We start from the raw sequence: 26,385 nt of genomic DNA, 5'->3' as shown, positions 1-26,385 counted from the left end.
ACTAATAAAACCAAGTATTAGTGTCATCGGAGTTAGCTAACCAATGAACTAATGTTGTTAGTGTCAACTATATTTTTAATGCAGGCTAATAATTTTTGTCATTAACCACTTTTCATGTTCTTTTCTCCAGATAGCAATAAACTTGCTAGGAATAGGTTTAGCGTTAGGTTCTCTATTATTAAAAAACTTATGATAACCTATTTGAACGGCTCCATACTTATTAATAGGGTATACTTCAATGCTACCCTTTATCAAGGTACGAGTAACCTTACCGCAAATATTTTTTTTAGTGGCAGCTATGATTTCATTTTTAGAGGTAGATAAACCTCCCTTGTCATGAAAGAATTCAATATCATCACTTAAAATATCTGCTTGTGTTTTCATGTCACAAGTATTATAAGCGTTAAAGAATATACTATCCATTTTTACAATTTGATTGTGTAGATCAATATCAACAGGTTTGTAGTTAGGAATTTCTTGTACTTGTCCATTCATTACCCATGAAAGTAAGAGTGTGTATAGAAGTGTAACTATTTTCATAAAAAAGTTACCCTTAAAGAAGAAGTCAAATAAATCATTCATAGTTTTTCAGTTTATGCATTTACCAAGTTTTAAAGCTTAAAGCTCCTTCTTCATTATACAGTCTACGGAATCCTTTTGATATAGTATCTAATGTACCGTTTGAAATTTTAATACTACCTACATATCCGTCGTTACAATCAATTCCTAAAACTAGATTATCAATTGTTTTATCATTATTAAATTTAGCGCTAACAATATCAATATCTATATTTTTACGATCTTTAAACCAATTGATTAATTTGTTAAGTTCACTTTCAGTAGTTTTCTTTGAGATAATAAATTCAGCTTTTGTATTATTAATTGTGCTGTCAAATAAGAAGCTTACCTCATCATTGTTATCAGAATTCCAATCGTCAGAATCTTCATTATTAATATCTTCTTCATCACAATCTAAACAGTTAAAGCCTTTAGAAGTCATTTTAAAATGATGGTTGGCCATATCACGGTCGTATACATTTTGGACGTTTTTTACATCATCTAAAAAGTTACGAGACGAACCTTCAAAATATACAGTTGTTCCTTCAGGAATGTATAAAACAGCGTCAATTTCTTCATCTTTCCACATGTTTTTGTATTCACTAATAAAAAAGGCATCAAAAACAATAGTGTTGTTAGCTGTTTTAAAGTTGTATTGAATGGCTTCTGCATTACTATTTGCATTATGACGTTTTCTTCCTTCAGAAGTTTTCATTATTTCTATATAAGCATTACCAGTTTCACTCTTACGGACATCGATATTTATATCATTAGAGTATTTCATTTCTTTATCATTTACATGAACAGATACTGAATTATCTCTATTACGCAAACTATGTTGATAGTAAATATTATCATCGTTTACTACTCGTATTTTTAAAGGCTCTTCTTGATTGTAGGTAATACTATGTTTCGAAACATGTGCACCATCGTAAGCATGTGTGGTAAAATATTCAATACCAGAGAATCCGATTGCTAATAAAGATACTAACCAAAGCCCGAATAAAGTTAAAACGGTTGCAATACCAAGTCTCTTAACGTTAGGAGATAAAATTCGTAATCCTAAAATAAATAGGACAACAAAAGGAATTCCTATTAAGAAAAATACAAATGTCATTAATAACCATTTAGGCATAGCCGAATCATAAAAGAAAGGAGGGTAGTGAATCATGTCTCCATCAAAATTTAAGATTTCTAAGCTTCCTACAGAAAATAAGGTTAGTAGCAATGAAATGATTGTAATACCAGCGATAAATATTAATAAAACGCCCATGAATTTACCAAACACTTTGAATACGGCTAGTAAAATTTTACCCATAGTGTCTATAAAATCCTGAAAACCAGATTTAGTTTGGTTGCGTAGTTTTTGATAATCAGCATTTGAAATTTTATCCGATAAATCATGGGCGCCTTCCTTTACCTTTGATGAAAGGTTTTCAAACTCATTACGAATTTTTTTTTCAATGTTATCAATATTTACAGCTTCACCCTCCATTTGCAACTTTTCAGAAGTGGTTTTAGCTTCTGGTAGAATAACCCATAAAATGATATATCCTATAATTCCAAAACCAAATCCAGCTAATGTTAAAATAAGGAAAGCTAAACGAATCCAAACAACATCAATATTAAAATAGTGTCCAAGTCCAGAACATACTCCTCCTAGAAACTTGTCATCACCATCTCTAAACATTTTTTTGTTAGAAGTATTTCTCTTATAGTTGTAAGAAGTATTTTCGCTATACCCTTCTTCAGCTTCCGCATAGTCTTCAGGTTGCCCCATGATAGCAATAATCTCTTCAATATCGCTTTCATTTACTACTTGACGAGCATCGGTAATTCTTTCAGATAATAACTCACTAATACGAGCTTCTATATCTGCAATAATTTCATTTTTTCCTTGTGGGTCATCGCTTAACGAACGAGCGATGGCATCTAAGTATCGTTTTAATTTCTGATAGGCAGTTTCATCTATGTGGAAGAAAAATCCGCCCAGGTTTATATTTATTGTCTTATTCATCTTTAGTTGATTTTGTACTTGTTACTTGGTTTACTGCGTTTACTAAATTATGCCATGTTTTGTCTAATTCTTTCAAGAACATTCCGCCATTTTCTGTGAGTACGTAATATTTTCTTGGAGGTCCAGAGGTTGATTCTTCCCATCTGTAACTTAATAATCCTGCATTTTTTAAGCGGGTAAGTAACGGATATATGGTTCCTTCAACCACAATCATTTCAGCACTTTTAAGATTTGAGAGTATTTCAGAGGTGTATGCATCTCCTTTTTGTAAAATAGATAAGATACAGTACTCTAAAACTCCCTTACGCATTTGTGCTTTTGTGTTTTCTATCTTCATGTAATGCGGTTTATGGGTTATTTTATAAATTTTATTGTAAGTGGATATTTATACATTTCACCTTTATTAGCTTTCATGGCTGCTATAATTATTAGCGCCACTTTAATAAGAGCAACAATACTTACAACAGAAGCGAATCCAAAAATGCCAAACAATCCTCCATGTCCATGGTGTCCACCAAAGTCGATATCTATACCATCAAATCCGTTGAAAATTCTTCCGAAGAAAAAAGGAATAAAAGAAAGGCCTAGTATAAAAATGTATAAACTATAACTGATGTTAAAATTAACGGCCTCTTTACCATGTTCATCTAAAAAAGTACTTCGTTCTTTTAAAGTTTGCCATAATATAAGTGGGGTGATAATACTTCCTAAAGGAAATAAATACCCTGCAAAAGCAGAAATATGTATTAAAAAAGCATTGGTATTTTGGTTGTTGTGTTGCATAGTGAAACGATTTATATAATACTTTACAATGCAAATATATATCTTTTAAAAGGTATTATGCAATACATAGTACTGAGAATTAACAAAATTTAACATTTAAATGAAACGATATAATTAAATAAAAAGCTGTACATTGCTTGTAAATACTGAAAAAATGAAGTTTACACCAAGAAAAGTTAATGCCTTTTTATTATTTAAGTTACCCTCAGCTTTTTTTACTGGAGTGCGATTAAAGTCGCTTACTAACGACAGAGCAGTGGTTAAAGTAACCCACAAATGGGTAAATCAAAATCCATTTAAATCAATGTTTTGGGCAGTACAAGGAATGGCATCAGAATTATCTACAGGTATTTTGGTAATGAAAGAAATAGATGCTTCGAATAAAAAAATTTCTATGCTGGTTACTAATATGAATGGAACTTTTACTAAAAAGGCTACAGGGAAAATACGTTTTGAATGTAACGATGGTAAATTAATAAGAGAAACAATACAAAAAGCAATTGATACAGGTGAAGGGCAAACAATAACTGTTACTTCAGAAGGTTTTAACGAAGAAGAGGTTTCTGTTTCAAAATTTGAATATGAATGGAGTTTAAAGGTTAAAAATTAGTTTTGTGGTGAGGTTTAATTATATTTTTATAATTATAGTACTGCTATTTTCTTGTAAGAGTGAAGAAGAGAGTAAAAAAGAGAAAGTTGAAACAAAGTTTTTAGTTAATAATCAGTTTCAAGGGGTACTTGATATAGCAAAGTTAGAAGGAGCTATATTAGTTTATGATTTGCATAAAGATGTGTATTATTCTAATAATTTTGATTGGTGTAAAACAGGAAATTTACCAGCGTCAACATTTAAAATTCCGAATTCTATCATTGCTTTAGAAGCTGGAGTCGTAAAAAATGATAGCGCAATCTTTAAATGGAACGGAGAATCTAGGTATCTAAAGATTTGGGAGCAAGATTTAACGTTTAAAGAAGCTTTTCACTACTCTTGCGTTCCATGTTACCAAGAGGTAGCTAGAAAAATTGGAGTTGAAAGAATGAAATCTAGTTTAGCAAAGTTGAATTTTGGTTCAATGGATGTAAATGAAATGACTTTAGATAATTTCTGGTTAGAAGGTAAATCTAAGATTAATCAATTTCAACAAATAGACTTTTTAAAACGATTACATAATTCAGAGTTACTTATTAGTGAGCGTACCGATAGTATCATGAAAAGTATGATGATAATGCATAAAAGCAATCAGTATGTATTGAGAGGTAAAACAGGTTGGTCAGTAAGAGGTGAAGAAAATAATGGTTGGTTTGTAGGCTATGTTTTAGTTAAAAAAAATGCTTATTTCTTTGCTACAAATGTAGTTCCAAAAAAGAATTTTGATATGAAGTTTTTTAGTAGAGAAAGAAAAGAAGTGACTTTTAAGGCTTTAAAAGTGTTAAAAGTATTAAGCGAAAATGAATCTTTTGTAACAAAACAGTAAAAAACTCTTCTTATAAATATAAAAACAAAAAATTATGAATGCACACGAAATAGATTATCGCATTTTTGGAGAAGAAATGCAGTATGTAGAAATAGAATTAGATCCGCAAGAAGGAGTAGTTGCCGAAAGTGGTAGTTTTATGATGATGGATGCCGATGTGAAAATGAACACAATTTTTGGAGACGGTTCAAATCAAGAAAAAGGATTGTTAGGGAAAATTTTTTCTGCTGGAAAACGAATCTTAACAGGTGAAAGCCTGTTTATGACGGTTTTTACCAATGATGGTCAAGGAAAAAAACAAGTTTCTTTTGCTTCTCCTTATCCAGGAAAAATAATTCCAATTGATTTAACAGAATTTGGAGGGAAGTTTATTTGTCAAAAAGATGCTTTTTTATGTGCAGCTAAAGGGGTATCTATCGGAATTGAGTTTTCAAAACGCTTAGGAAGAGGGTTGTTTGGAGGAGAAGGATTTATTATGCAAAAAATGGAAGGCGATGGTATAGGTTTTGTGCATGCAGGTGGTACAATGGCAAAAAAGGTATTGCAACCTGGTGAAGTTTTAAAAGTAGATACAGGCTGTATTGTTGGTTTTACTCAAGACGTTGATTATGACGTTGAATTTGTAGGAGGTATAAAGAATACCATTTTTGGTGGAGAAGGATTGTTTTTTGCAAAGTTGAGAGGCCCTGGAACTGTATATATCCAATCATTACCATTTAGTAGGTTAGCAGGTAGAGTGTTAGCTATGGCTCCACAAACTGGAAAAGGTGATAGAGGAGAAGGAAGTGTTTTAGGAGGTTTAGGAGATATTTTAGATGGAGATAATAGGTTTTAGAAATATAAGTAAATAAAAAAGACCGCTAATTTTTATTAGCGGTCTTTTTTATTTTATTGGTAAATTAGATACCTAATTCTTCAAACATATTGATTAAACGTTCTCCTTCTGATGGTGCAGGAGCGTTTGGACTTACAATATTTCCGTCAGGGTCGATTAAGATAAATCTCGGTAAACCTTTAATTAAGAAGTTTTGAGCCCATTCTAAATTTAAGTGACTATCTCCAGCCATTAGCTGTATACCAGTCATCTCCCTATCTTGAATGGTTTCTTTCCATTTTTCATCATTACCTTTAGCATCAACATTAATACTTACAAACTCAATATTTTTACCATGGTACTCTTGCTCTAATCGCTTTAATAAAGGAATTTCTCTTTTACAATAAGCACACCAAGTAGCCCAAACATCAATGTATAAGTACTTTCCGTGGCCTAATAAATCATCTAAAGAAGTTGTGCCACCATCATAGTTTACATAGTCTTTAAACTTAGGAGCAGGTTGGCCTTTTGCTGTTGTTTTTAAAAGATCGTAGTCTTTAGTAATCTCTTTTTTATGTGTTTCATTTGTAGAATACGCCATAAATTTTCTGTAGAATTCTTTTAAATCACTAGCATATGTAATACTATTTTGAGCACTATTATATAACAAATCGTTTTTAGCGATTGAGTCAGTAACCTCAGTTTGTACAGTTTCTAGATAAGTTAAATAATAATCATCACCTTCTTTATTATTTTCTCGAGCTAAATTTTTTAACTCGGTCTCTAACATCACTCTATAGAAGTATGAAATTGTATAATCGTTACCATTATAGTTGAAATTCTCTAATGGATCAGGAAAATTTTCAGAAACGGTAAAGTCTTTATTTCCTGTTAATGTTCTGTGATAATCTTGATAATTATAAAGGTTTCTTAAACATTCATAGTCAATATTTTTGACTTCCTTTTTTAAGAAATCAGCAGGCAATTGTTTAGAAATAGATGCTTCAGTTACAGCATCTTTATATTCATTAGTTTTTGCTAAAAACTCACCTTCTTCTAAGGCAAAGTATTGATTAGCACTAACAAGTATTTCAGGCCAAGTTTTTTGTTTTTCATGAAGATAGCTATTTATTTTTTTGTTAGCACCTTCAAAATTAATAAAATCTGGGTTGTCGTAATCAAATACAATACCTGTATCATCTGTCTTTGTTAAATATAAGTTGATAGCTTTAATAGGCTTTGTATTGTAAACCAAGGTATAATAGCCTTCTCTATCAATTTTAAGAGTATCAACAAAAGAACCAGTCTTTCTGTCAAATTTTATTTTCTTTTCAAATTGAAAACCATTCAAGGTAACAGTTCTTTTTTTAAGGTTATCAATTTTACCAGTTAAAACCAAGTAGTCTTTAACAGGTTTTTCTTCCTTTTTACATGAAATTATGGTAACTCCTATGAGGGCTAAAAGTACTAGTTTTTTCATTCTTTAATGTTTAGTGAGAATAACGGTGTTTAAGCCGCCGAAGTTACTTTTTTTAACTTTTTTATCAAAGAAATTAACATTTTATTTAAACTTAGTTCTATTTTTTATAAAAAATCAGCTTGAAGTTTTCTCTTTTTTTTGGTTATTTGTACACCATAAAAATATTAAAATGAATACTACACATATAATAAATTCCCAACCACTTGGTTTAGAAGATATTCATAGTATTGTATTACTAGATAAAAAACTTTCTTTATCAGAAGAATCAAAAGAAAAGATATTAAAATGTCGTGCTTACCTTGATGAGAAAATGAAAACTCATAACGATCCTATTTATGGAATTAATACAGGATTTGGTTCGTTATGTAACGTCAAAATTAATGGAGATAATTTACAACAACTTCAAGAAAACTTAGTAATGAGTCATGCTTGTGGAACTGGAGATGAAGTTCCTCAAAAAATTGTAAAGTTAATGTTGTTGCTTAAAATACAATCATTAAGTTATGGTCATTCTGGTGTACAGTTGGCCACTGTTGAGCGTTTGATTGAGTTTTATAATAAAGACATTTTACCTGTTGTATATACACAAGGTTCGTTAGGAGCATCTGGTGATTTAGCACCATTAGCACATCTTTCTTTACCATTGATAGGATTAGGAGAAGTGTATGTTGAAGGAGAACGAGTTTCAGGAGATGTTTTAAAAGAAAAATTTGGTTGGGAGAAAATTAATTTACAGTCTAAAGAAGGATTAGCATTGTTAAATGGAACTCAATTTATGAGTGCTTATGGTGTACATAATTTATTAAAGGCTTATAAACTTTCTTATTTAGCAGATGTTATTGGTGCAATTTCTTTAGAAGCTTTTGATGGAAGAATTGAGCCTTTTAATGAGTTGATTCATTTAGTGCGTCCACATAACGGACAGTTAGCTACAGCTAAACGTATTAAAGAAGTATTAGAAGGAAGTGAATTAATCAAGCAACCAAAAGAACACGTACAAGACCCTTATTCTTTTAGATGTATGCCTCAGGTTCATGGAGCAACAAAAGACACGTTAGAGTTTGTAAAGAAAACATTCATAACAGAAATAAACTCGGTAACAGATAATCCGAATATTTTTGTAGATGAAGATATTATTGTTTCTGGAGGAAATTTCCATGGGCAACCGCTTGCTTTAGCTTTAGATTATTTAGCTATTGCAATTGCAGAATTAGGAAATATTTCAGAAAGAAGAACTTATCAGTTGGTTTCTGGTTTAAGAGGATTACCGGACTTTTTAGTGTCTAACCCAGGTTTAAATAGTGGATTTATGATTCCACAATATACTGCGGCTAGTATTGTAAGTGCAAATAAACAATTCTGTACACCATCGAGTGTAGATTCTATTGTATCGAGTAACGGACAAGAAGACCATGTAAGTATGGGAGCTAATGCGGCTGTTAAAGCTAAAAAAGTAATAGATAATGTGTGTTCAGTATTAGCTATTGAGTTAATGAATGCTTCTCAGGGACTTTCTTTTAGAGAACATAGTACTTCTGAGTTTTTAACTTCTTTTGTAAGTATGTTTAGACAAGATGTGCCTGTAGTGAATGACGACAGGGTATTGCATACTGATATAAAGAATGCAGAAAACTTCATTAATGATTTAATTATTGAAGTAGAAGAACTGTTTTAAGACAACTATAGAGATTAGTGAAAAAGCTCAAATTGTTTTTACAATTTGAGCTTTTTAGTTTACTTATTTTTTTTAATGTGAACTTTTTGTGTATTATCAATGAATCATTTTTTAGCACGTTCCACTAATTCTAATTGTTCTATTTTAGCTTCTGTAGTAAATAACCCGTAATTAATAAAGGCTTTTTTCTTTTCTATTTTGTCAATAGTTCCTACAGCATTTCCGTCAATTAAACGAACTCTGTCATTTACTTTAAAAACATAGGCAGCTCTTTCTTTTGCAATTTTTTCGGCTTCTTTTTTCTTTTCTTCTCGAACTTTTACAACTTTTTGAAGTACTTCTTTTTCTACTTTTTTAATAGCTTCTTGTTGTTTTTGTGTAGCAACTTTTTCTTCTTTCTTTTCTGTTTTGGTTTTCTTCTTAGGTGGATTTTTCTTTATGTACTTGGTCTTTTCTGCCATTGCCCATTTAAAAAAACTAGCAGAAAGTTCTTTTTTATTATTTGTTTGGAAGTATTTATTAAGCATTTCATTAATATTCCTTCCCAAAGATAACATACGTTGGTTGTTATCGTATAACTCTTGAAAACCTTCTAACTTTTCACGTATTTTAAGTTCTTTCTCTTGTAGGTTTTCAATATGCTCTTGTCCTTTAGATTTTTGTTTGTTTAAACTTTCAGAAGTCTTTTGTAATCGATTTCGCTCCTTTTGAAGTTTGGAAATCGTCTTATCTAAACGAACTTTTTCGGTTTCTACACGTTTTTTAGCACGATTGATTAAGCTATATGGAATTCCGTTTTTCTGCGCTACCTCAAAGGTAAAAGAGCTCCCCGCTTGCCCAATATATAGTTTATACAAAGGTTCTAAAGTACGTTCGTCAAACTGCATATTGGCATTGGTAACATTATCCAATTCATCTGCTAATACTTTTAGGTTAGCATAGTGAGTGGTAATTATTCCAAAGGCTTTTTTCTCATAAAACTCTTCTAAGAAAATTTCAGCTAAAGCACCTCCTAACTCAGGATCAGAACCTGTACCAAACTCATCAATTAAAAACAAAGTATTGTCATTACACTTTCTTAAAAAGTAGCGCATGTTTTTTAATCGATAGCTATAGGTACTCAATTGATTTTCGATAGATTGATTATCACCAATATCAGTCAAGATAGTATTGAAAAGTGTGGTTTCACTACGTTCATGAACAGGAATTAACAATCCGCTTTGTAACATGACTTGTAACAAGCCAATTGTTTTTAACGTAATACTTTTACCACCAGCATTCGGACCTGAAATAACAATAATTTGTTGTTCTTCACTTAACTGAATAGTTTGTGGTATTGTTTCAATGTCTTTAGCTTTATTTTTTTGCCATAAAATAGGGTGGAAGGCGTCTTTTAAAAACACCTTTTTTTCTTTGGAGATTTTAGGTAGCAATCCGTTGATGCTTTTAGCATATTTAGCTTTGGCACCCACCATATCTAAATGTGTTAAAAAAGAAACATATTCAGTTAATAGCGGGGTAAAAGGTCTTATTTCAGTAGCTAAAGATCTTAATATACGTACAACTTCTTGTTTTTCTTCATATAACAAGTTTTGCAGCTCTCTACTGTAAGCTAATGTAGCTTGCGGAGCGATATATACAATATTTCCTGATTTTGATGATCCTAATAAACTTCCTTTAACCTTACGTCTGTGCATCGCTAAAACTGCTAAGACACGCTGATTATCAATTACCGTTTCTTTAATATCATCTAAATATCCACTCGACATGTTTTTACTTAACGCACGAGAAAAACTTTCAGAAATTTTACCTCGTACAGAGCCAATTTCTTTTCGTATCTGTTTTAAGGCTGCGGATGCATTGTCAGCAACCTCACCGTATGGAGTAATTATTTTCTTTATACTATCTACAATTATTGTTGTAAACTCAACTTCATCACTTAAGGAAAATAATGTAGGGTAGTAGGTTTGAAACTTTTTTAAAAATTTCTTTTGCTCATTCACAGTTTCTGAAACAGCTGAAACTTTTAAGAAAGCGTCTGTTTCTAAAAAACTGTTTTCTATAGCAAGTCGCTTAATTTCTTCAGAAATGTCTTCAAAATAATGATTCGGAATTCGGTTTTCATTTTCAAAAGAAGACAGATATTCATTCACCATATTCAACTCAAAAAATAACTTTTTTTTGTTTGAAATAGGTTGAATTAGCATTGTTTTCTCTTTTCCTAAATTAGAGATACAATGTGTTGCAACTTGTTCTAAAACCGTTGTGAATTCTAAATCTTGAAGTGTTTTTTCTGTAATGTTTTTAGTCAAAATAGTATATTTGAAACCACGACAAAAATAACAAACAATGCAAGTAAAAATTAATGATAGCTGGAAAAATATTTTACAATCTGAATTTGAAAAACCATATTTTGAAAATCTTACCAGTTTTGTTAAAAATGAATACTCAAAACATAGATGTTATCCAAAAGGGTCAGATATTTTCGCAGCGTTTGATTTTTGTTCTTTAGATGATTTAAAAGTAGTGATTTTGGGTCAAGATCCATACCACGGGGTAGGGCAGGCTAACGGATTGTGTTTTTCGGTACATGACGGTGTTACACATCCTCCATCATTGATTAATATTTTTAAAGAAATAGAAAAAGATGTAAACATCCCATACCCTAAAAGTGGTGATTTATCTCGTTGGGCAAAACAAGGAGTATTACTGTTAAATGCTACTTTAACGGTTAGAGCGGGTGAAGCGGGAAGCCATCAAAAACAAGGTTGGGAACAATTTACTGATGCTGTAATTGAGAAAATATCTGAAGAAAAAGAAGATGTAGTGTTTTTACTTTGGGGTGGTTTTGCTAAGAAAAAAGCAAAGCTTATTGATAAAAAAAAGCATCATATTTTAACCTCAGGTCATCCATCACCGTTAAGTGCCAACCGAGGGTATTGGTTTGGCAACAAACATTTTTCTAAAACCAACAAATTTTTACAAAGCATTGGTTCACCAACTATTCAATGGTAATTTCTGGTAAAATGGTTTTGTTATAATAGGGTAAAATAATTGCATCTAACATATCTTCGGTAACATCAGGGTAGTGGACTTCAACAATTTTATTTGAGTTAATCCACTTTTCAATTTTAGGAAGTTGCTTTTTACTTAATTTTTTTACAACCGTAACCCCCATTTCTTTTAACGTAACAGCGTTGCATTGTTGTTCGTATTGATTTTTCATTGGAATAACCAATAGTTTTTTACGTAAGTATAAAGCCTCTGTAGGTGTTGCAAAACCTGCACCACAAATTATTCCTTTAGCAGAAGCCATGCTACGAATAAAAGCATCGTCGTTTATTGGTAGGATGGTAATATTATGAAAGAATTGATGTTCTTTTGTTTTTTTAGAAAACACCTGCCATTTTATGTCTTTTATGCTTGAAAGTACTTTGATTATTTTTTCATCACTATAAGAAGGTAAATACACTGTGTAATGTCCTTTGTTTGTAATATTTCTATAGCGAATTTCCTTACGGATAATAGGTAAGAAGGTTGAAGAGGAATGAGTTTTAAAGTGAAATCCGAATTTATTTTTTGCAGGTGCATAGTATTTAATAATCAAACGCTCTAACCTAAACCTTTTAAAAGCAGAGTTTTTTTCGTTTAACAAAGCATTTTGATTGCTCAAAGAAATAATGGGGACATTTCTAAATAAACATGCCCAAGCTGAGATAGGTTCAAAATCGTTAATAATTAAATCGTACTCTTTTACGGGAAGTGTTTTAATTTCTTTGTAAACTTTCTTTAGGTTTAAGTCTTTTAAGGTGTTTATTAGATCAATTCCACCTTTTTTACCAAAAATAAAACCTAAGCCATGTAATTTATATTTTATGTTGAAAGGAAGCTCTATTTCATATTGTGAGCCGCTAACCAATATGTCAACATCACCACGTCTTTGTAAATGTGGGATTATCTCTAAGGCTCTACTTGCATGTCCGTTTCCTGTTCCTTGAAAAGCGTATAATATTTTCATCTTTTTAAATTTTTATAATTGATTGTTTTTAGAAAATTACCTATTTAGTAGGTATTGACCATTTCCTAACTTAATGCCCATTATAAGCTTCATGATTATTGGGTTTTAATGTTAAACTCTTTAAGGAGCTCTGTAAAAAGTTCACTATTATTGTGTTCAGAACTAATGAGCTCTAGATCTTTTACAGAGTAGTTTAAATGAATATTTTTAGCGATCTCATCTTTTTCATATTCATATAAAGACCACGTTTTGTTTTTGTATTCCAGAGCAGTTAAGTTTTCTATCCAGTCACCAGAATTTAAGTATACAGTACTTCCTTTTTCAGTTTTTATGGATCTTATCTCTGGTTGATGAATATGACCGCATACTACATAGTCATATCCCTCATCAATTGCAATGTCTGCAGCAGTTGTTTCAAAATTATTAATGAATTTAATGGCGCTTTTTACACTGTTTTTAATTTTTTTTGAAAAAGATAATCGACCATAACCTAATTTATGACTACACCAGTTAACAGCGGTATTTATTAGGATTAAAAAATCGTACCCTTTACCTCCTAATTTAGCAAGCCATTTTGAATGTTGCATGGTAACATCAAAAACATCTCCGTGAAAGAACCATCCCTTTTTACCATCAATATCAAGTACTACTTTGTTCACGATTTCAAAGCTTCCTAAGCGAAAACCTTTAAACCTACGCAGCATTTCATCGTGATTTCCTGTGATGTAATACACTTTTGTTCCAGAAGTGATGAAATTCATCAGTTGCTTAATGACTTTCATGTGTGGTTTAGGAAAGTAACGTTTGTTAAATTGCCAAATATCAATAATATCACCATTCAAAATTAATATTTTAGGGTTGATGGTTTTTAGATAATTATTGAGTTCAGTAGCTCTACAACCAAAAGTTCCTAAATGTACATCTGATATTACAGCAATATCTAATTTACGTTTTTTGTATTTTTTCATTCTAAGTATACTTCGATGTTTACCAAAGTTACTTTTCGAATGTTTTTAAAAAGTGAAGTAATTATAAATTATTGGTAATAAAATCTTTACTAAAAAGTGTAGTGAATGTTATGTAAAAGTAAAAAGCTCGGTAAAAACCGAACTTTTTATATAGTTTGTTTGAAGATTACTTATTGTACAATACCCATTCTCCTTTTTCTAATAAAGGAATAGCTTGTTTGTACTTAACTTCTTTCTCTTCACCAGACATTACGTTTTTGATGGTAACTTTTTCGTTACGACCAATTTTTGGTTGTTCACGAACAACTGTTTCTACAGCTTGTTGTTCCTGCGTTTGTTGGTTACGTGCATTGCTAATAGCTTGCTGTGTTGAGTTTTGAACTTCATCTTTACGTAAATCTAATTGCTCACGTTGTTGTTCACGAGCTTCAGATACTTGTGAAGCTTCTTGACTAGGTAGTTTTCCTTTAAATAAGAACGATAAAACTTCTTTATTTACTTTGTCAATCGTTTCTTGGAATAACTCAAAAGCTTCAAACTTATAAACCAATAATGGATCTTTTTGCTCGTACGTAGCATTTTGAACGGTTTGTTTCAGCTCATCCATTTTACGTAAGTGATCCTTCCAGTTTTCATCAATAATCGCTAAAGTGATGTTTTTCTCAAAATCGTTAACTAATGATTTTCCTTCACTTTCGTAAGCTTCTTTTAAGTTGGTAACTACCTGTAATGTTTTAGAACCATCTGTAAAAGGAACAACAATACGCTCGTAACGGTCACCTTCGTTTTCAAAAACATTTTTAATTACTGGGAATGCATTTTCAGCATTTCTTTCCGCATCGCTTTTGTAGTGTTCCGTTACTATTTTGTATAGCTTGTCAATTAAATCTTGCTCTGATGTTTTATTGAATTCTTCCTCAGAAAAAGGAGAAGTCATTGCAGAGAAACGAATTAATTCGAACTCAAAGTTTTGGAAGTCTTTAGCGCCCTTATTTTGTCTTACAATTGAATCACAGGTATCGTAAATCATGTTTGCGATGTCAATTTGTAAACGTTTTCCGTCTAAAGCATGACGACGACGTTTGTATACAAACTCACGCTGTGCGTTCATAATATCATCATACTCTAATAAACGCTTACGAATACCAAAGTTGTTTTCTTCTACTTTTTTCTGAGCTCTTTCAATAGATTTAGAAATCATAGAATGCTGAATTACTTCACCTTCTTTTAATCCCATTCTATCCATCATTTTCGCAATTCTTTCAGAACCAAATAAACGCATTAAGTTATCGTCTAAAGCTACATAGAATTGAGAAGAACCTACATCTCCTTGACGTCCTGCACGACCTCGTAACTGACGGTCTACACGACGAGAATCATGACGTTCTGTACCAATAATAGCTAAACCACCTGCTGCTTTAACTTCGTCAGATAATTTAATATCGGTACCACGACCAGCCATGTTTGTAGCAATGGTTACCACTCCTGGTTTACCAGCTTCAGCAACTACATCAGCTTCTCTTTTGTGTAATTTTGCATTTAATATATTGTGAGGAATTTTACGAATTTGTAACATTCTTCCTAATAATTCAGAGATTTCAACCGAGGTAGTACCTACTAATACAGGTCTTCCTTCTCCAACTAATTTTACAATGTCTTCAATTACTGCGTTGTATTTTTCACGCGTAGTTTTATAAACTAAATCTTGTTTATCGTCTCTTTGAATTGGTTTATTTGTAGGAATTTCAACAACATCTAGTTTATAAATTTCCCAGAATTCACCTGCTTCTGTAATCGCTGTACCTGTCATACCAGATAACTTACGGTACATTCTAAAGTAGTTTTGTAAAGTAACAGTAGCAAACGTTTGCGTAGCGTCTTCAATTTTTACATTCTCCTTAGCTTCAATGGCTTGGTGTAACCCATCAGAGTAACGACGACCGTCCATAATACGACCTGTTTGCTCATCTACAATCATTACCTTATTGTCCATAACCACATACTCCACGTCTTTTTCAAAAACCGTGTAGGCTTTTAAAAGTTGGTTCATGGTATGAATGCGCTCACTCTTCACACTAAACTCACGGTATAATTCTTCTTTTTGATCAGCTTTCTCTTCTGGAGTAGCATCGCTTTTATCTATTTGACCAACTTTTACACTAATATCTGGTAAAACGAAGAACGTTTCATTTTTTGTGATATCAGAAAGGTGTGCAATACCTTTATCAGTTAAATCAATTTGATTGTTCTTTTCTTCAATAGTAAACCATAATTCTGCATCAACTTCAGGCATTAGCTTGTTGTTGTCTTGCATGTAAAAGTTTTCAGTTTTTTGAAGAATTTGTTTAACTCCTTCTTGAGATAAAAACTTAATTAAGGCTTTGTTTTTTGGAAGACCTCTGTAAACTCTTAATAATAAGAAACCACCTTCTTTAGTGTCTCCTTCTTTAATTAAACGTTTAGCTTCAGCTAAAACACCTACTAAGTATTTATTTTGAATAGAAACTAAATCGGCAACTAGAGGCTTTAATTCATTAAATTCATGATTGTCTCCTTGTGGCACAGGACCAGAAATAATTAACGGAGTACGAGCGTCATCAATTAAAACAGAATCCACCTCATCAATAATAGCATAGTTTGGTGCACGTTGTACTAAGTCTTTTTTAGAGTTAGCCATGTTATCACGCAAGTAGTCGAAACCAAACTCATTGTTAGTTCCGTAAGTAATATCAGCGTTATAAGCTTCTCTACGTGCTTCTGAGTTTGGTTGATGGAAATCTATACAGTCAGTACTCAATCCGTGGAACTCAAAAATAGGAGCCATCCACGCACGGTCACGTTTTGCTAAGTAGTCATTTACAGTAACAACATGAACTCCGTTACCAGTTAAAGCATTTAAGTATACTGGAAGCGTAGAAACTAAGGTTTTACCTTCCCCTGTCATCATTTCGGCAATTTTACCTTGGTGTAATACAGATCCACCAATTAATTGTACATCGTAGTGAATCATGTCCCAAATTACTTCTTTACCAGCAGCGTCCCATGAGTTAGCCCAAAAAGCTTTGTCATCTTCTAAAGTAATGTGTTCTCTAGTAGCTGATAATTCTCTATCAAAAGGAGTAGCAGTTACTTCTAATTCAGTATTGTTAGCAAAACGTTTTGCTGTTTCTTTCACAACAGCAAAGGCCTCTGGCATAATATCTAATAAAACAGCTTCAGATGCTTCGTAAGCTTCGTCTTTTAATTTATCAATTTCAGTATAAATTTCTTCTTGACGATCGATGTCTGCTTTTTTAGCTTCTTCCTCAAGCTCAGCTATTTTATCGTTAAAAAATTTGGTAGCATCTTTAATTTTCGATTTAAATTCGATTGTTTTTGCCCGTAATTCATCATTTGATAAACTGTTTAATGAATTTTCAAAAGATCGTACTTTTTCAACGATCGGTTGTAGTGATTTTAGGTCCTTTTGTTGTTTGTCTCCAACAAATAGTTTTATAATCGAATTTAAAACGCTCATTTGTAAAATATTGTTTTATAGCTAATTAAGTTATTTTTAATTAGCGTTTTTTGTGTTTTTATTGAGTGCTTAAAAGTAAGCAAAAAAAAAGCCTCTGTAAAAGAGACTTTTTATTATTTATTTTTTCTAGTATTCATCTTCATTCCAAAGATAATCTTCTTCTGTAGGGTAATCTGGCCAGATTTCAATAATAGAATCGTACGCCTCACCTTCATCTTCGATATCTTGTAAGTTTTCTACCACTTCTAACGGTGCCCCAGTACGAATAGCGTAATCAATTAATTCGTCTTTAGTTGCAGGCCAGGGTGCATCTGCTAAATAAGATGCTAATTCAAGTGTCCAATACATTTCTTTATCTGTTTAATAAGATTTTCCGCAAAAATAATTTTTTTTTGTAAAAAGTCAAGTTTTTTTTAAAAAATGTGAAATTAATAATTAAAGAACTTAGTTATAGCTTTTCAGGAATCCATTTAATTTCCTCAGCTTGTAAGTCTTGGGTCAACTTCCGTGCCAATACAAAAAGGTAGTCAGAAAGTCGGTTTAAATACTTTAAAACAGTATCGCTAATTGTCTCTTCTTCGTTTAAAGCCACAGCCAATCGTTCCGATCTACGGCATACGCAGCGTGCTATGTGACAAAATGACACGGTTTGATGACCGCCTGGTAATACAAAGTGTGTCATTTGAGGTAAATCTTTATTCATAAGGTCAATATCGTCTTCTAAGAACTGAATTGACTCTTCGTTAATCTTGGGGATATTTAAGCGTTCTTTACCACTTTTTAAAGTTTCCTTTTCTGGAGGAGTAGCTAACATGGCACCTAATGTGAATAAATCGCTTTGAATTTTTGTTAATTTCTTTTTTAGAGTTTCGTCAATATTTTGATCTCTAATTAACCCAATGTAAGAGTTAAGTTCATCAACGGTTCCATAGCTTTCTATTCGTAAGTGGTGTTTAGGTACTCGAGTACCACCAAATAGGGCAGTGGTACCCTTATCACCTGTTTTAGTATATATTTTCATATGTTCTTTATTGGTTTGATTAATTATTTTAAGATAGCCAATTTATCTAAAATATAATCAGGACAGCGCATAGGTCTTTTTGTTTTATTGTTAATAAATGCTAACACAGTATTTCCAGTTGAAATTAGGTCGTTATTTTGATTGGTAATTTCATAGTCGAATTCAATTTTTACTGAAGGTGTTTTTTTTAAAATGGTTGTAATGGTTAATTCATCGTCGTATAATGCTGATTTTTTAAAGTTACAAGATAAAGATATAACAGGTAACATGATTCCTGTTTTTTCCATATATTTGTAGGTAACGCCCAGAGAACGTAACCATTCGGTGCGACCAATCTCAAAAAACTGTGCGTAGTTCCCGTGGTAAACTACTCCCATTTGATCAGTTTCAGCATACCGAACACGTATAGATGTATAATGTTTTTGCAAAAGATTATTTTATTTTTAATTGCACTAACGTTACGTAAAAAAAAAATAAAAGTCAATAGTGATTTGATTTTTTTATACTGAAATTTATTCACACTTTTGTTCGCCCAGACATTGGTGTTTGGTGTCCCCTAAATCTGAATAAAAATTAACAACTAAAAAATTGATTTTTACCGCATATGACTAAAACAGCCGATTCAGTTTGGATGGAATGTTTGTCTTTTATAAAAGACAACATTAAGCCGCAGGCATATAAAACTTGGTTTGAGCCTATAAAGCCAATTAAATTGGCAGGGGAAGCATTGACGGTTCAGGTTCCTAGTAAGTTTTTTTATGAGTGGCTAGAAGAGCATTACATCAAACTGTTAAGAGTAGCTTTGGTTCGTCAGTTAGGTAATGATGCTAAGCTAATTTATGATGTACGTATGGAAAATACGTATAGTAGTAATAGTCCGCAAACAGTAAAAATACCTAGTTCAAATCGTAATCCGTTAAAACCACAAAAAGTAACCGTTCCGTTAGAATCAAAACGAGAACTAAAAAATCCATTTGTAATTCCTGGCTTGCAAAAAGTAAAGATAGAATCTCAACTAAACCCAAATTATAACTTTGTAAATTTTGTTGAAGGAGATTCAAATAGATTAGCACGTTCTGCAGGTATGGCTGTGGCCAATAAACCAGGAGGAACTTCATTTAACCCATTACTAATATATGGTGGAGTTGGATTAGGAAAAACACACTTAGCTCACGCTATTGGTGTTGAGATTAAAGATAAATATCCAGATAAAACGGTATTGTATATTTCTTCTGAAAAATTTACACAACAGTTTATTGATTCTGTAAAATCAAATACCAGAAATGATTTTATTCATTTCTATCAAATGATTGATGTGTTGATTATTGATGATGTGCAGTTTTTATCAGGAAAAGCTGGTACGCAAGATGTGTTCTTCCATATTTTCAATCATCTACATCAAAATGGAAAACAGGTTATTTTAACTTCGGATAAAGCACCTGTTGATATGCAAGATATCGAACAACGGTTATTATCTCGTTTTAAATGGGGGTTATCAGCTGAGTTACAAGCACCTGATTACGAAACAAGAATTTCAATCTTACAAAACAAATTGTATAGAGATGGTGTTGAAATGCCTGAAGAAATTGTTGAGTATATAGCAAAGAATATAAAGTCGAATGTTCGTGAGTTAGAAGGAGTGATAATTTCAATGATAGCTCAAGCTTCTTTTAATAGAAAAGAGTTTACAATTGAATTAGCAAAGCAGATTGTAGATAAATTTGTTAAGAACACGAAAAAAGAACTGTCTATTGATTACATTCAAAAAGTAGTATCGAAATACTTTGATATGGATGTGGCAACCTTACAGTCAAAAACACGTAAGCGTCATATTGTACAGGCTCGTCAGTTAGCGATGTACTTTGCTAAACGTATGACAAAATCATCGTTAGCAAGTATTGGAAGTCAAATAGGTAAAAGAGATCACGCTACTGTATTGCATGCGTGCAAAACTGTAGATAATTTGACAGAAACTGATAAGCAGTTTAAAAAGTATGTAGAAGACTTAACAAAAAAGTTAACTTTATAAACAACGAACCTCACCTAGTGAGGTTTTTTTATGAGTATGAAAAAAATATTAATGGTTTGTTTAGGTAATATTTGCCGATCTCCTCTTGCTGAGGGGATTTTAAAATCTAAATTATCATCTGAAAGTTTTGTAGTTGATTCAGCTGGTACTGCGGGTTATCATGTAGGTGAATTACCTGACGAGCGCTCTATTGAAGTGGCTAGAAAATATGGTATAGATATTACCAATCAACGTTCAAGAAAATTTACAAAAGCTGATTTTGATAAGTTTGACATAATTTTTGCAATGGATCAAAATAATTATGCAGATATTGTAGCTTTATCTGAAAATGAAGAGCAACATGAAAAAGTAAAGATGATTTTGAACGAATTGTATCCTGATGAAAACAGGAGTGTTCCAGATCCTTACTATGGAGGAGATCAAGGTTTTGAAAACGTGTATAAAATGTTAGACGAAGCGTGTGAAATTATAGCTTCAAAATTAGAACAGAAATAATGAAAGGTAAATTATACTTGATTCCTACAACGTTAGGTGATACAGAGCCATTAGAGGTGATGCCATTATCAGTAAAAAAGGTAGTAGAACAATTAGATTATTTTATTGTTGAAAACGAAAAGTCTGCTCGAAGGTTCATTAAAAGAATTACACCAACAAAATCACAACCTTCATTGGAGTTGATGTTGTTAGATAAGTATTCTGATGATTTAGAAACTAAGAATTATTTAGATGTTTGTGAAAAAGGAATATCAGTAGGTTTGCTTTCTGAAGCAGGTGTGCCAGCAGTAGCAGATCCAGGCGCAAGTATTGTTAAGTTGGCGCATCAAAAAGGGATTCAAGTAGTTCCATTGGTAGGACCTTCTTCTATTTTGTTGGCAATTATGGCGTCTGGTATGAATGGGCAGAGTTTTGCGTTTAACGGATATTTACCTATTGATAAGTCAGACAGAAAAAAAGCAATTAAAGATTTAGAGAAGCTTTCAAAAGAAAAAAATCAGTCACAGCTTTTTATCGAAACTCCTTACAGGAATGAAAAAATGTTAGATGATTTACGCGCTACTTTGTCTCCTGATACAAGAGTTTGTGTGGCGTGTGATATAACACTTCCAACAGAATATATTAAAACACTAACGATAAAAGAGTGGAAGCAGGTAAAGACTGATTTACATAAGCGACCAGCAATTTTTATCATTCATAAATAAAAAAAGCATCGATTTAATCGATGCTTTTTTTATATCTTCGGTTATTTGGTTAAACTGTTGGTTTTTTGTTGGCTTTGATGTTGGAAACATCATAACCAGCAAACTTTTTAAGGTATGATTGTATAGAGGTTCCATAGGCATCGTTAAAACGGATAGATCCATTTGAACGTAAGAACTTTTTTACATTACCAGCGCCACTTAAGTGCGCTGCTGCTAAAATACCAGATTCGGTTATTTTAACTCCATTAATAGTTTTACCAACACTTCTTTTAATGTCTTTTCTTAAGATCCATTTGTTTAATTTACAGTACGCTACAAATGTGCGTTCTTGTAATTCTGGGTTTCTAAGAAAATGAGTGGTATTGTAAATTCTAAATCTCTTTAGGGTTTCTTTACCAAATTGGTATTTCCCTAAATATCCAAGTGTATTAACTACTCTGTACCTACCTTGTGATTCTTTAAAAGCTAAGGCTTCTTTAAATCCTACAAAATCATTTAATAAAAAAGGAATGTTTACCTTTTCTACCTTGTGAATTGGTATTGGCGTTGTTGTAGTAGTTTTTTCTTTTTTAGTTGTAGTCTCTGTAAAACTGGTTAATAATACAAATCCTAAAAATACTAATACTAAATGTCTGATAATTAAATACTTTCTGTTTAGCGCAGCAAAGATACGGTAAATTTTTATAACAGGCTATAAATCAATAATTTACAGTTTTTTAACTGTTGATGATAAAGCTGTTTTCCTGTGTTTTTTTTAGGTAAAAACCAAAAAAAACTATTTTATATTAACTTTTTAATAATGTTTTATTGAAATTGATGAGAATAAAATTTTGTTAATTTATCTCTTTATTCCTTGTTGATTTATCCATTGTTGATATTTCACTGCATTTCGATTGTGTTGTGCTAAAGAGTTAGCAAATTCATGAAAGCCAATTTTATCAACACTAGCACACATGTAGTAATAATTGTGTTTTTGATGGTTTAAAACAGCATCAATAGATGAAATATCTGGCATTGCAATCAAAGTAGGAGGAAGTCCTGTGTTTTTATAAGTATTGTAAGGAGAGTCTATCACTAAATCTTTGTTTAAAACCCTTTTTACAACAAAATCTTGTCCTTTAACTTCTTTAATTGCATATATAACTGTTGGGTCGGCTTGTAAAGGCCAATTATCTCTTAATCTATTTAGATACAAACCAGCCACGACAGGGCGCTCTATTTTTTTAGCTGTTTCTTTCTGAACGATAGAAGCTAATGTAATTACCTCTTCTTTTGAAAGATTTAGTTTTTTAGCTTTTTCTAACCTAGTAGAAGTCCAAAAACGATTGTATTCGCGTAGCATTTTATCGCGAAATTTTTCAGCAGAAGTATTCCAGTAAAACTCATAACTATTCGGAATGTACATTCCTAATGCAGATTTTTCAGTAAATTTATTGGTAGCTAAAAAAGAAGGATCTTGCATAGCTTGTAATAAAGCAATAGAGTCTGCTTCAATTTGTTCAGCTATTCTTCCTGCTAATTTTTCTAAAGTATCTTGATTGTTGAAAGAAAGGATAATAGGTGTTTGATTTCCACTACGTAAAAGGTTTACAACATCATTCATGTTCATCCCTTTTTTTAGTAAATATTTTCCACCTTTGGGTTGTGTGAATTTTTTCTTTTCAGCAACCCAAACAAAATTTTCAGGATGTTTAACAAACTCAGAAAGTTGTTTCTTCACATCTATAAAAGAGGCGTTAGAGCCTATGTATATAGCTCCATCTTTAGTAACAGCTTTACCAAAGATTTTTTGATAGTAGTTAAATCCAATAATTCCGCCAATTAAAAAAATAGCAGCAATACCTCCTAAAATAATTTTCTTATTCATTTATTAGTTGAAATAATAGTTCGTCTTTATATGTTTCATTATGAAATATCCAATCTTTTTTAATACCAGTTTGCTTAAAGTTTTGTTTTTCAAAAAGATGTAAGCTATTAGTATTGTCACTAGTGATATTTGCATATAGTTGATGTAAATGCAAATGTATAAAACAGTACTTTATTAGTAACTGTAAAGCTTCAGAGGCAAATCCCTTCTGCTGAAAGTCAGGATGAATTAAAATTCCGATACCAGCTCTTTTATGTTGCGGGTTAAAATCGAACAAATCTATCATCCCAATAGATTTACCAGTCACTTTATCATCAATAACTAATCGTAATTGTTTAGCTTCATAAATATCTAAGTGAGAGTTTTCTAAATATTGCTTCAGTAAAAATTTAGAAAAAGGAGTCTGTGTATGACTCACTTCCCAAAAAGATTCATTGTTTTCAATTTGAAATAAAAACTCTAAATCTTCAGGTTCTAAAGCTCTTAACTTAATATGTATTCCAGTTAACGTATGCACTAAATATTTATTTTACCCTCAAATACAAATGTAGCGGGACCTTTTAAAAATACATTCGAATAAACTCCGTCTTGTTCTTCAAAAGAAACTTCTAATTCCCCGCCTTCAACAGGCAAGATTATAGATGAACTGTTGGTTTTTTTAGTAGCATGCATGGCTATAGCAACGGCAGTAACACCCGTTCCGCAGGCTAAAGTCTCATTTTCTACGCCACGCTCGTAGGTACGTACTTTAAAAGTGTTATTTGTGATTTGTTCTACAAAATTAACGTTGCTACCTTCGTCACCATAAATTTCATTCCTGATTTTTTTTCCATTTGAAAACACATCATAATTAGTAAGGTCGTTTACTAACTGAACATGGTGTGGCGATCCTGTATTGGTAAAAACGTATTTATCAAAAACAGTTACCTTGTCAACATCAATCATTTGTAAAGAAACAAGGTTGTTAGAAATAGAGGCATGATGCAGCCCGTCAATAGCAATAAAAGTAGTTTCGGTTTCAAAAAGTCCAAGTTTATAAGCAAAAGCCACAATACAGCGTCCACCATTACCACACATAGTACTTTCATTACCATCAGAGTTATAATATACCATTTTAAAATCGGTAGTATTATCTTCTTCAAGTAATATAAGACCATCAGCTCCAATACCGAAGTGTCTATCGCATAATTTTGCAATTATGTCATTTTTATTCTTTGGAAAGGTTTTTGAGCGATTATCAATTATGATAAAATCGTTACCAGTTCCTTGGTATTTGTAAAATTCTAAATCCATAATAAAGGACAAAGATACATATTTTATAAAGGAAAGAGGACTGTTAAATAGCGGTTAAAATCAGTTAAATAGAAGTTAAACACATTTACTTGAAATGTTAAAATTGTATATTTGAAGTATAAAATTTTGTAAGCATATGAAGAAAATTATTGGAACTTTAGGAATTGCGATTTTAGGAGGCGCAATAGCACTTGCAGGATACAAAACACTAATAGAAGAACCGCAAGTAATAGTAGAGAAAGAGGTAGAGCCAACAATGCAAACTGTAAAGGCAAGTTATACACCAACAATAATAAACTCAACATCAACACCAACAGATTTTACAGAAGCAGCTGATAAAACAGTACATGCGGTGGTTCATGTTAAAAATACATCTATAAGAACACAACAAGATCCTTATAGTTTTTTCTTTGGAGGAAATGGTACAAGGAAATATCAACAAGTTGGTACAGGTAGCGGTGTAATTATTTCTCCTGATGGATATATTGTAACTAATAATCATGTGATTGAAGGAGCAAGTGATATTGAGATTACGTTAAACAATCAGAAAAAAATAAAAGCGGAATTAATAGGGGCTGATAAAGCGAATGATATAGCATTGTTAAAAGTAGAAGCTGACTTTGAATTACCAAATTTACCTTTTGGAAATTCTGATAATATTAAAGTAGGAGAATGGGTATTAGCAGTAGGAAATCCCTATAATTTAACATCTACTGTTACTGCAGGTATTGTAAGTGCAAAAGGGCGTGATTTAAATGGTAACACAAACATAGATTCATTTATTCAAACAGACGCTGCTGTAAATCCAGGAAACAGTGGAGGAGCGTTAGTGAATACAAGAGGTGAATTAATAGGAATCAATACAGCTATTTCTTCAAGAACAGGCTCTTTTATAGGGTATTCATTTGCTGTACCTTCAAACATTGCTAAAAAAATAGTAGATGATTTACTAGAGTTTGGAATGGTACAACAAGCTGTTTTAGGAATTAATGTAGATATTGAAGCAGTAAATATTGAAGGGGTAAAAATAGGAGAAGTTTTAGAAGAAGGAGGGGCTAAAAAAGCAGGCTTGGAAGAAGGAGATATTATAACAAAAGTAAACGATATAAAGATTTCTAAGTTTTCAGATTTAAAAGGACAGTTAACGGCAAAAAGACCTGGAGAATATGTGAATTTAACAATTGATAGAGATGGAGAAGAGTTGACTAAAGTAGTTAAATTAACCAAGCTTATAAAGTTACCAGTAAGTAGAGTTTTAGAAACAGAGTTTGAAGATCTTACAAAAGAAGATAGGGAAAAGTTTAAATTAGATGGAGGAGCTAAAATTAAAAGAACTCAAAATATAGCTTTTAAACAATTTGAAGTGGGAAAAGGGTATATTTTAACCAAAATTAATGGGAAAAAAGTAAGTAATGCAAAAGAAGCTGTTAGTATGTTAGATCGTTCGTATGGTAGTGGTAAAAGGCTTTTATTAGAGATGATTAGTCCATCAGGTCAAATAGAACGATTTAGGTATTAGGTTAATGAAAAAAATATTTAGAAGAATAAACTATATATACTAAATAAAAAAAAGTCCTGTTAAAACGATTTTTAACAGGGCTTTTTTCTTTTGTAAAACCAACAATAAATAAAGAAGAAATACCTATTTTTGCAAAAATTTTTTAATTTTAG

General features: G+C 31.8%; 25 protein-coding genes. 9 read left to right on the top strand and 16 right to left on the bottom strand.

The window, feature by feature from the left end:
- Window positions 1–75: 75 nt before the first annotated feature.
- The 4 genes from NH341_RS05070 to NH341_RS05055 are packed head-to-tail and all read right to left on the bottom strand — an operon-like array spanning window position 76 to window position 3,358.
- A complete protein-coding gene (locus NH341_RS05070; protein ID WP_253055877.1) occupies window positions 76–582 on the bottom strand; it encodes a nuclear transport factor 2 family protein in 507 nt (168 codons plus the stop codon).
- A 19-nt stretch (window positions 583–601) separates the two neighbouring features.
- Window positions 602–2,575 carry a PspC domain-containing protein gene (locus NH341_RS05065; protein ID WP_253055875.1) on the bottom strand — a complete coding sequence of 658 codons (1,974 nt, stop codon included), beginning with the start codon at window positions 2,573–2,575 and terminating at the stop codon, window positions 602–604.
- Window positions 2,568–2,912 carry a PadR family transcriptional regulator gene (locus tag NH341_RS05060; protein WP_047789417.1) on the bottom strand — a complete coding sequence of 115 codons (345 nt, stop codon included), beginning with the start codon at window positions 2,910–2,912 and terminating at the stop codon, window positions 2,568–2,570. The genes NH341_RS05065 and NH341_RS05060 overlap by 8 nt, the downstream gene beginning before the upstream one ends.
- 17 nt (window positions 2,913–2,929) lie before the next feature.
- Complete coding sequence (locus NH341_RS05055; RefSeq protein ID WP_073183042.1) at window positions 2,930–3,358, bottom strand: DUF4870 domain-containing protein; 429 nt, start codon at window positions 3,356–3,358, stop codon at window positions 2,930–2,932.
- Window positions 3,359–3,512: 154 nt separating this feature from the next.
- Here NH341_RS05055 and NH341_RS05050 point away from each other — a divergent pair, with 154 nt between their 5' ends.
- Genes NH341_RS05050 through NH341_RS05040 form a run of 3 tightly spaced genes read left to right on the top strand, consistent with a single transcriptional unit; the run spans window position 3,513 to window position 5,668 of the window.
- Entirely contained in the window at window positions 3,513–3,968 is a 456-nt protein-coding gene (locus NH341_RS05050) for a DUF4442 domain-containing protein (protein WP_073183040.1), read from the top strand.
- Between the two features lie 7 nt (window positions 3,969–3,975).
- Complete coding sequence (blaOXA, locus tag NH341_RS05045; RefSeq protein ID WP_073183037.1) at window positions 3,976–4,833, top strand: class D beta-lactamase; 858 nt, start codon at window positions 3,976–3,978, stop codon at window positions 4,831–4,833.
- Window positions 4,834–4,867: 34 nt separating this feature from the next.
- Complete coding sequence (locus NH341_RS05040) at window positions 4,868–5,668, top strand: TIGR00266 family protein (protein WP_047789456.1); 801 nt, start codon at window positions 4,868–4,870, stop codon at window positions 5,666–5,668.
- A gap of 64 nt (window positions 5,669–5,732) precedes the next feature.
- On the opposite strand, the gene NH341_RS05035 is transcribed toward NH341_RS05040, so the two are convergent.
- Window positions 5,733–7,127 (bottom strand): TlpA disulfide reductase family protein, encoded by a 1,395-nt coding sequence (locus NH341_RS05035; RefSeq protein ID WP_159615440.1) that lies wholly within the window; start codon window positions 7,125–7,127, stop codon window positions 5,733–5,735.
- Window positions 7,128–7,296: 169 nt separating this feature from the next.
- On the opposite strand from NH341_RS05035, the gene hutH reads away from it, so the two are divergent.
- The gene (hutH, locus tag NH341_RS05030) at window positions 7,297–8,802 is read left to right on the top strand and encodes a histidine ammonia-lyase (RefSeq protein WP_253055873.1); all 1,506 of its coding nucleotides are present in this window, start codon (window positions 7,297–7,299) and stop codon (window positions 8,800–8,802) included.
- A gap of 104 nt (window positions 8,803–8,906) precedes the next feature.
- Here hutH and NH341_RS05025 read toward each other — a convergent pair whose 3' ends face one another.
- Window positions 8,907–11,114, bottom strand: a complete 2,208-nt coding sequence (locus tag NH341_RS05025) for a DNA mismatch repair protein MutS (RefSeq protein ID WP_253055871.1) — start codon at window positions 11,112–11,114, stop codon at window positions 8,907–8,909.
- 37 nt (window positions 11,115–11,151) lie between these two features.
- Between NH341_RS05025 and NH341_RS05020 the strand changes: the two genes are divergently transcribed.
- Window positions 11,152–11,817, top strand: coding sequence for a uracil-DNA glycosylase (locus NH341_RS05020; RefSeq protein ID WP_253055869.1), 666 nt, complete (start codon window positions 11,152–11,154; stop codon window positions 11,815–11,817).
- Here the strand turns inward: NH341_RS05020 and NH341_RS05015 are convergent.
- The 6 genes from NH341_RS05015 to NH341_RS04990 form a co-directional block, all read right to left on the bottom strand.
- The gene (locus NH341_RS05015; protein ID WP_253055867.1) at window positions 11,804–12,820 is read right to left on the bottom strand and encodes a glycosyltransferase family protein; all 1,017 of its coding nucleotides are present in this window, start codon (window positions 12,818–12,820) and stop codon (window positions 11,804–11,806) included. The two genes, NH341_RS05020 and NH341_RS05015, sit on opposite strands and share 14 nt — an antisense overlap.
- A 95-nt stretch (window positions 12,821–12,915) precedes the next feature.
- Complete coding sequence (locus NH341_RS05010) at window positions 12,916–13,788, bottom strand: UDP-2,3-diacylglucosamine diphosphatase (protein WP_253055865.1); 873 nt, start codon at window positions 13,786–13,788, stop codon at window positions 12,916–12,918.
- A 166-nt stretch (window positions 13,789–13,954) separates the two neighbouring features.
- Window positions 13,955–17,305, bottom strand: a complete 3,351-nt coding sequence (secA, locus tag NH341_RS05005) for a preprotein translocase subunit SecA (protein WP_253055863.1) — start codon at window positions 17,303–17,305, stop codon at window positions 13,955–13,957.
- 126 nt (window positions 17,306–17,431) lie between these two features.
- Window positions 17,432–17,653: a DUF2795 domain-containing protein gene (locus NH341_RS05000; protein WP_047789198.1), complete on the bottom strand. Its 222-nt coding sequence runs from the start codon at window positions 17,651–17,653 to the stop codon at window positions 17,432–17,434.
- A gap of 100 nt (window positions 17,654–17,753) precedes the next feature.
- Window positions 17,754–18,326, bottom strand: a complete 573-nt coding sequence (locus NH341_RS04995; RefSeq protein WP_159492361.1) for a cob(I)yrinic acid a,c-diamide adenosyltransferase — start codon at window positions 18,324–18,326, stop codon at window positions 17,754–17,756.
- 23 nt (window positions 18,327–18,349) lie between these two features.
- Window positions 18,350–18,754, bottom strand: coding sequence for a thioesterase family protein (locus NH341_RS04990; RefSeq protein ID WP_047789196.1), 405 nt, complete (start codon window positions 18,752–18,754; stop codon window positions 18,350–18,352).
- Window positions 18,755–18,930: 176 nt separating this feature from the next.
- On the opposite strand from NH341_RS04990, the gene dnaA reads away from it, so the two are divergent.
- The 3 genes from dnaA to NH341_RS04975 are packed head-to-tail and all read left to right on the top strand — an operon-like array spanning window position 18,931 to window position 21,554.
- Complete coding sequence (dnaA, locus tag NH341_RS04985) at window positions 18,931–20,355, top strand: chromosomal replication initiator protein DnaA (protein WP_047789195.1); 1,425 nt, start codon at window positions 18,931–18,933, stop codon at window positions 20,353–20,355.
- A 36-nt stretch (window positions 20,356–20,391) separates the two neighbouring features.
- The gene (locus NH341_RS04980) at window positions 20,392–20,850 is read left to right on the top strand and encodes a low molecular weight protein-tyrosine-phosphatase (RefSeq protein WP_253055861.1); all 459 of its coding nucleotides are present in this window, start codon (window positions 20,392–20,394) and stop codon (window positions 20,848–20,850) included.
- The gene (locus NH341_RS04975; protein ID WP_159492357.1) at window positions 20,850–21,554 is read left to right on the top strand and encodes an SAM-dependent methyltransferase; all 705 of its coding nucleotides are present in this window, start codon (window positions 20,850–20,852) and stop codon (window positions 21,552–21,554) included. Before NH341_RS04980 ends, NH341_RS04975 begins: the two co-directional genes overlap by 1 nt.
- Window positions 21,555–21,603: 49 nt before the next feature.
- Here the strand turns inward: NH341_RS04975 and NH341_RS04970 are convergent, their stop codons facing one another.
- The 4 genes from NH341_RS04970 to dapF form a co-directional block, all read right to left on the bottom strand.
- Window positions 21,604–22,224 (bottom strand): peptidoglycan-binding protein LysM, encoded by a 621-nt coding sequence (locus tag NH341_RS04970; RefSeq protein ID WP_073182625.1) that lies wholly within the window; start codon window positions 22,222–22,224, stop codon window positions 21,604–21,606.
- 168 nt (window positions 22,225–22,392) lie between these two features.
- Window positions 22,393–23,421 (bottom strand): endolytic transglycosylase MltG, encoded by a 1,029-nt coding sequence (gene mltG / locus NH341_RS04965; RefSeq protein ID WP_253055859.1) that lies wholly within the window; start codon window positions 23,419–23,421, stop codon window positions 22,393–22,395.
- Complete coding sequence (locus NH341_RS04960) at window positions 23,414–23,938, bottom strand: GNAT family N-acetyltransferase (protein ID WP_253055857.1); 525 nt, start codon at window positions 23,936–23,938, stop codon at window positions 23,414–23,416. The genes mltG and NH341_RS04960 overlap by 8 nt, the downstream gene beginning before the upstream one ends.
- Window positions 23,938–24,714: a diaminopimelate epimerase gene (gene dapF / locus NH341_RS04955; RefSeq protein WP_253055855.1), complete on the bottom strand. Its 777-nt coding sequence runs from the start codon at window positions 24,712–24,714 to the stop codon at window positions 23,938–23,940. The genes NH341_RS04960 and dapF overlap by 1 nt, the downstream gene beginning before the upstream one ends.
- A gap of 136 nt (window positions 24,715–24,850) precedes the next feature.
- Between dapF and NH341_RS04950 the strand changes: the two genes are divergently transcribed.
- A complete protein-coding gene (locus NH341_RS04950; protein ID WP_159492353.1) occupies window positions 24,851–26,233 on the top strand; it encodes a trypsin-like peptidase domain-containing protein in 1,383 nt (460 codons plus the stop codon).
- The last annotated feature ends 152 nt before the right edge of the window (window positions 26,234–26,385 follow it).

This window comes from Tenacibaculum sp. XPcli2-G (assembly GCF_024124505.1).
In the GTDB taxonomy this organism is placed as follows: Bacteria; Bacteroidota; Bacteroidia; order Flavobacteriales; family Flavobacteriaceae; genus Polaribacter; species Polaribacter mesophilus.
This window is presented reverse-complemented; position numbering and strand designations above follow the sequence as displayed.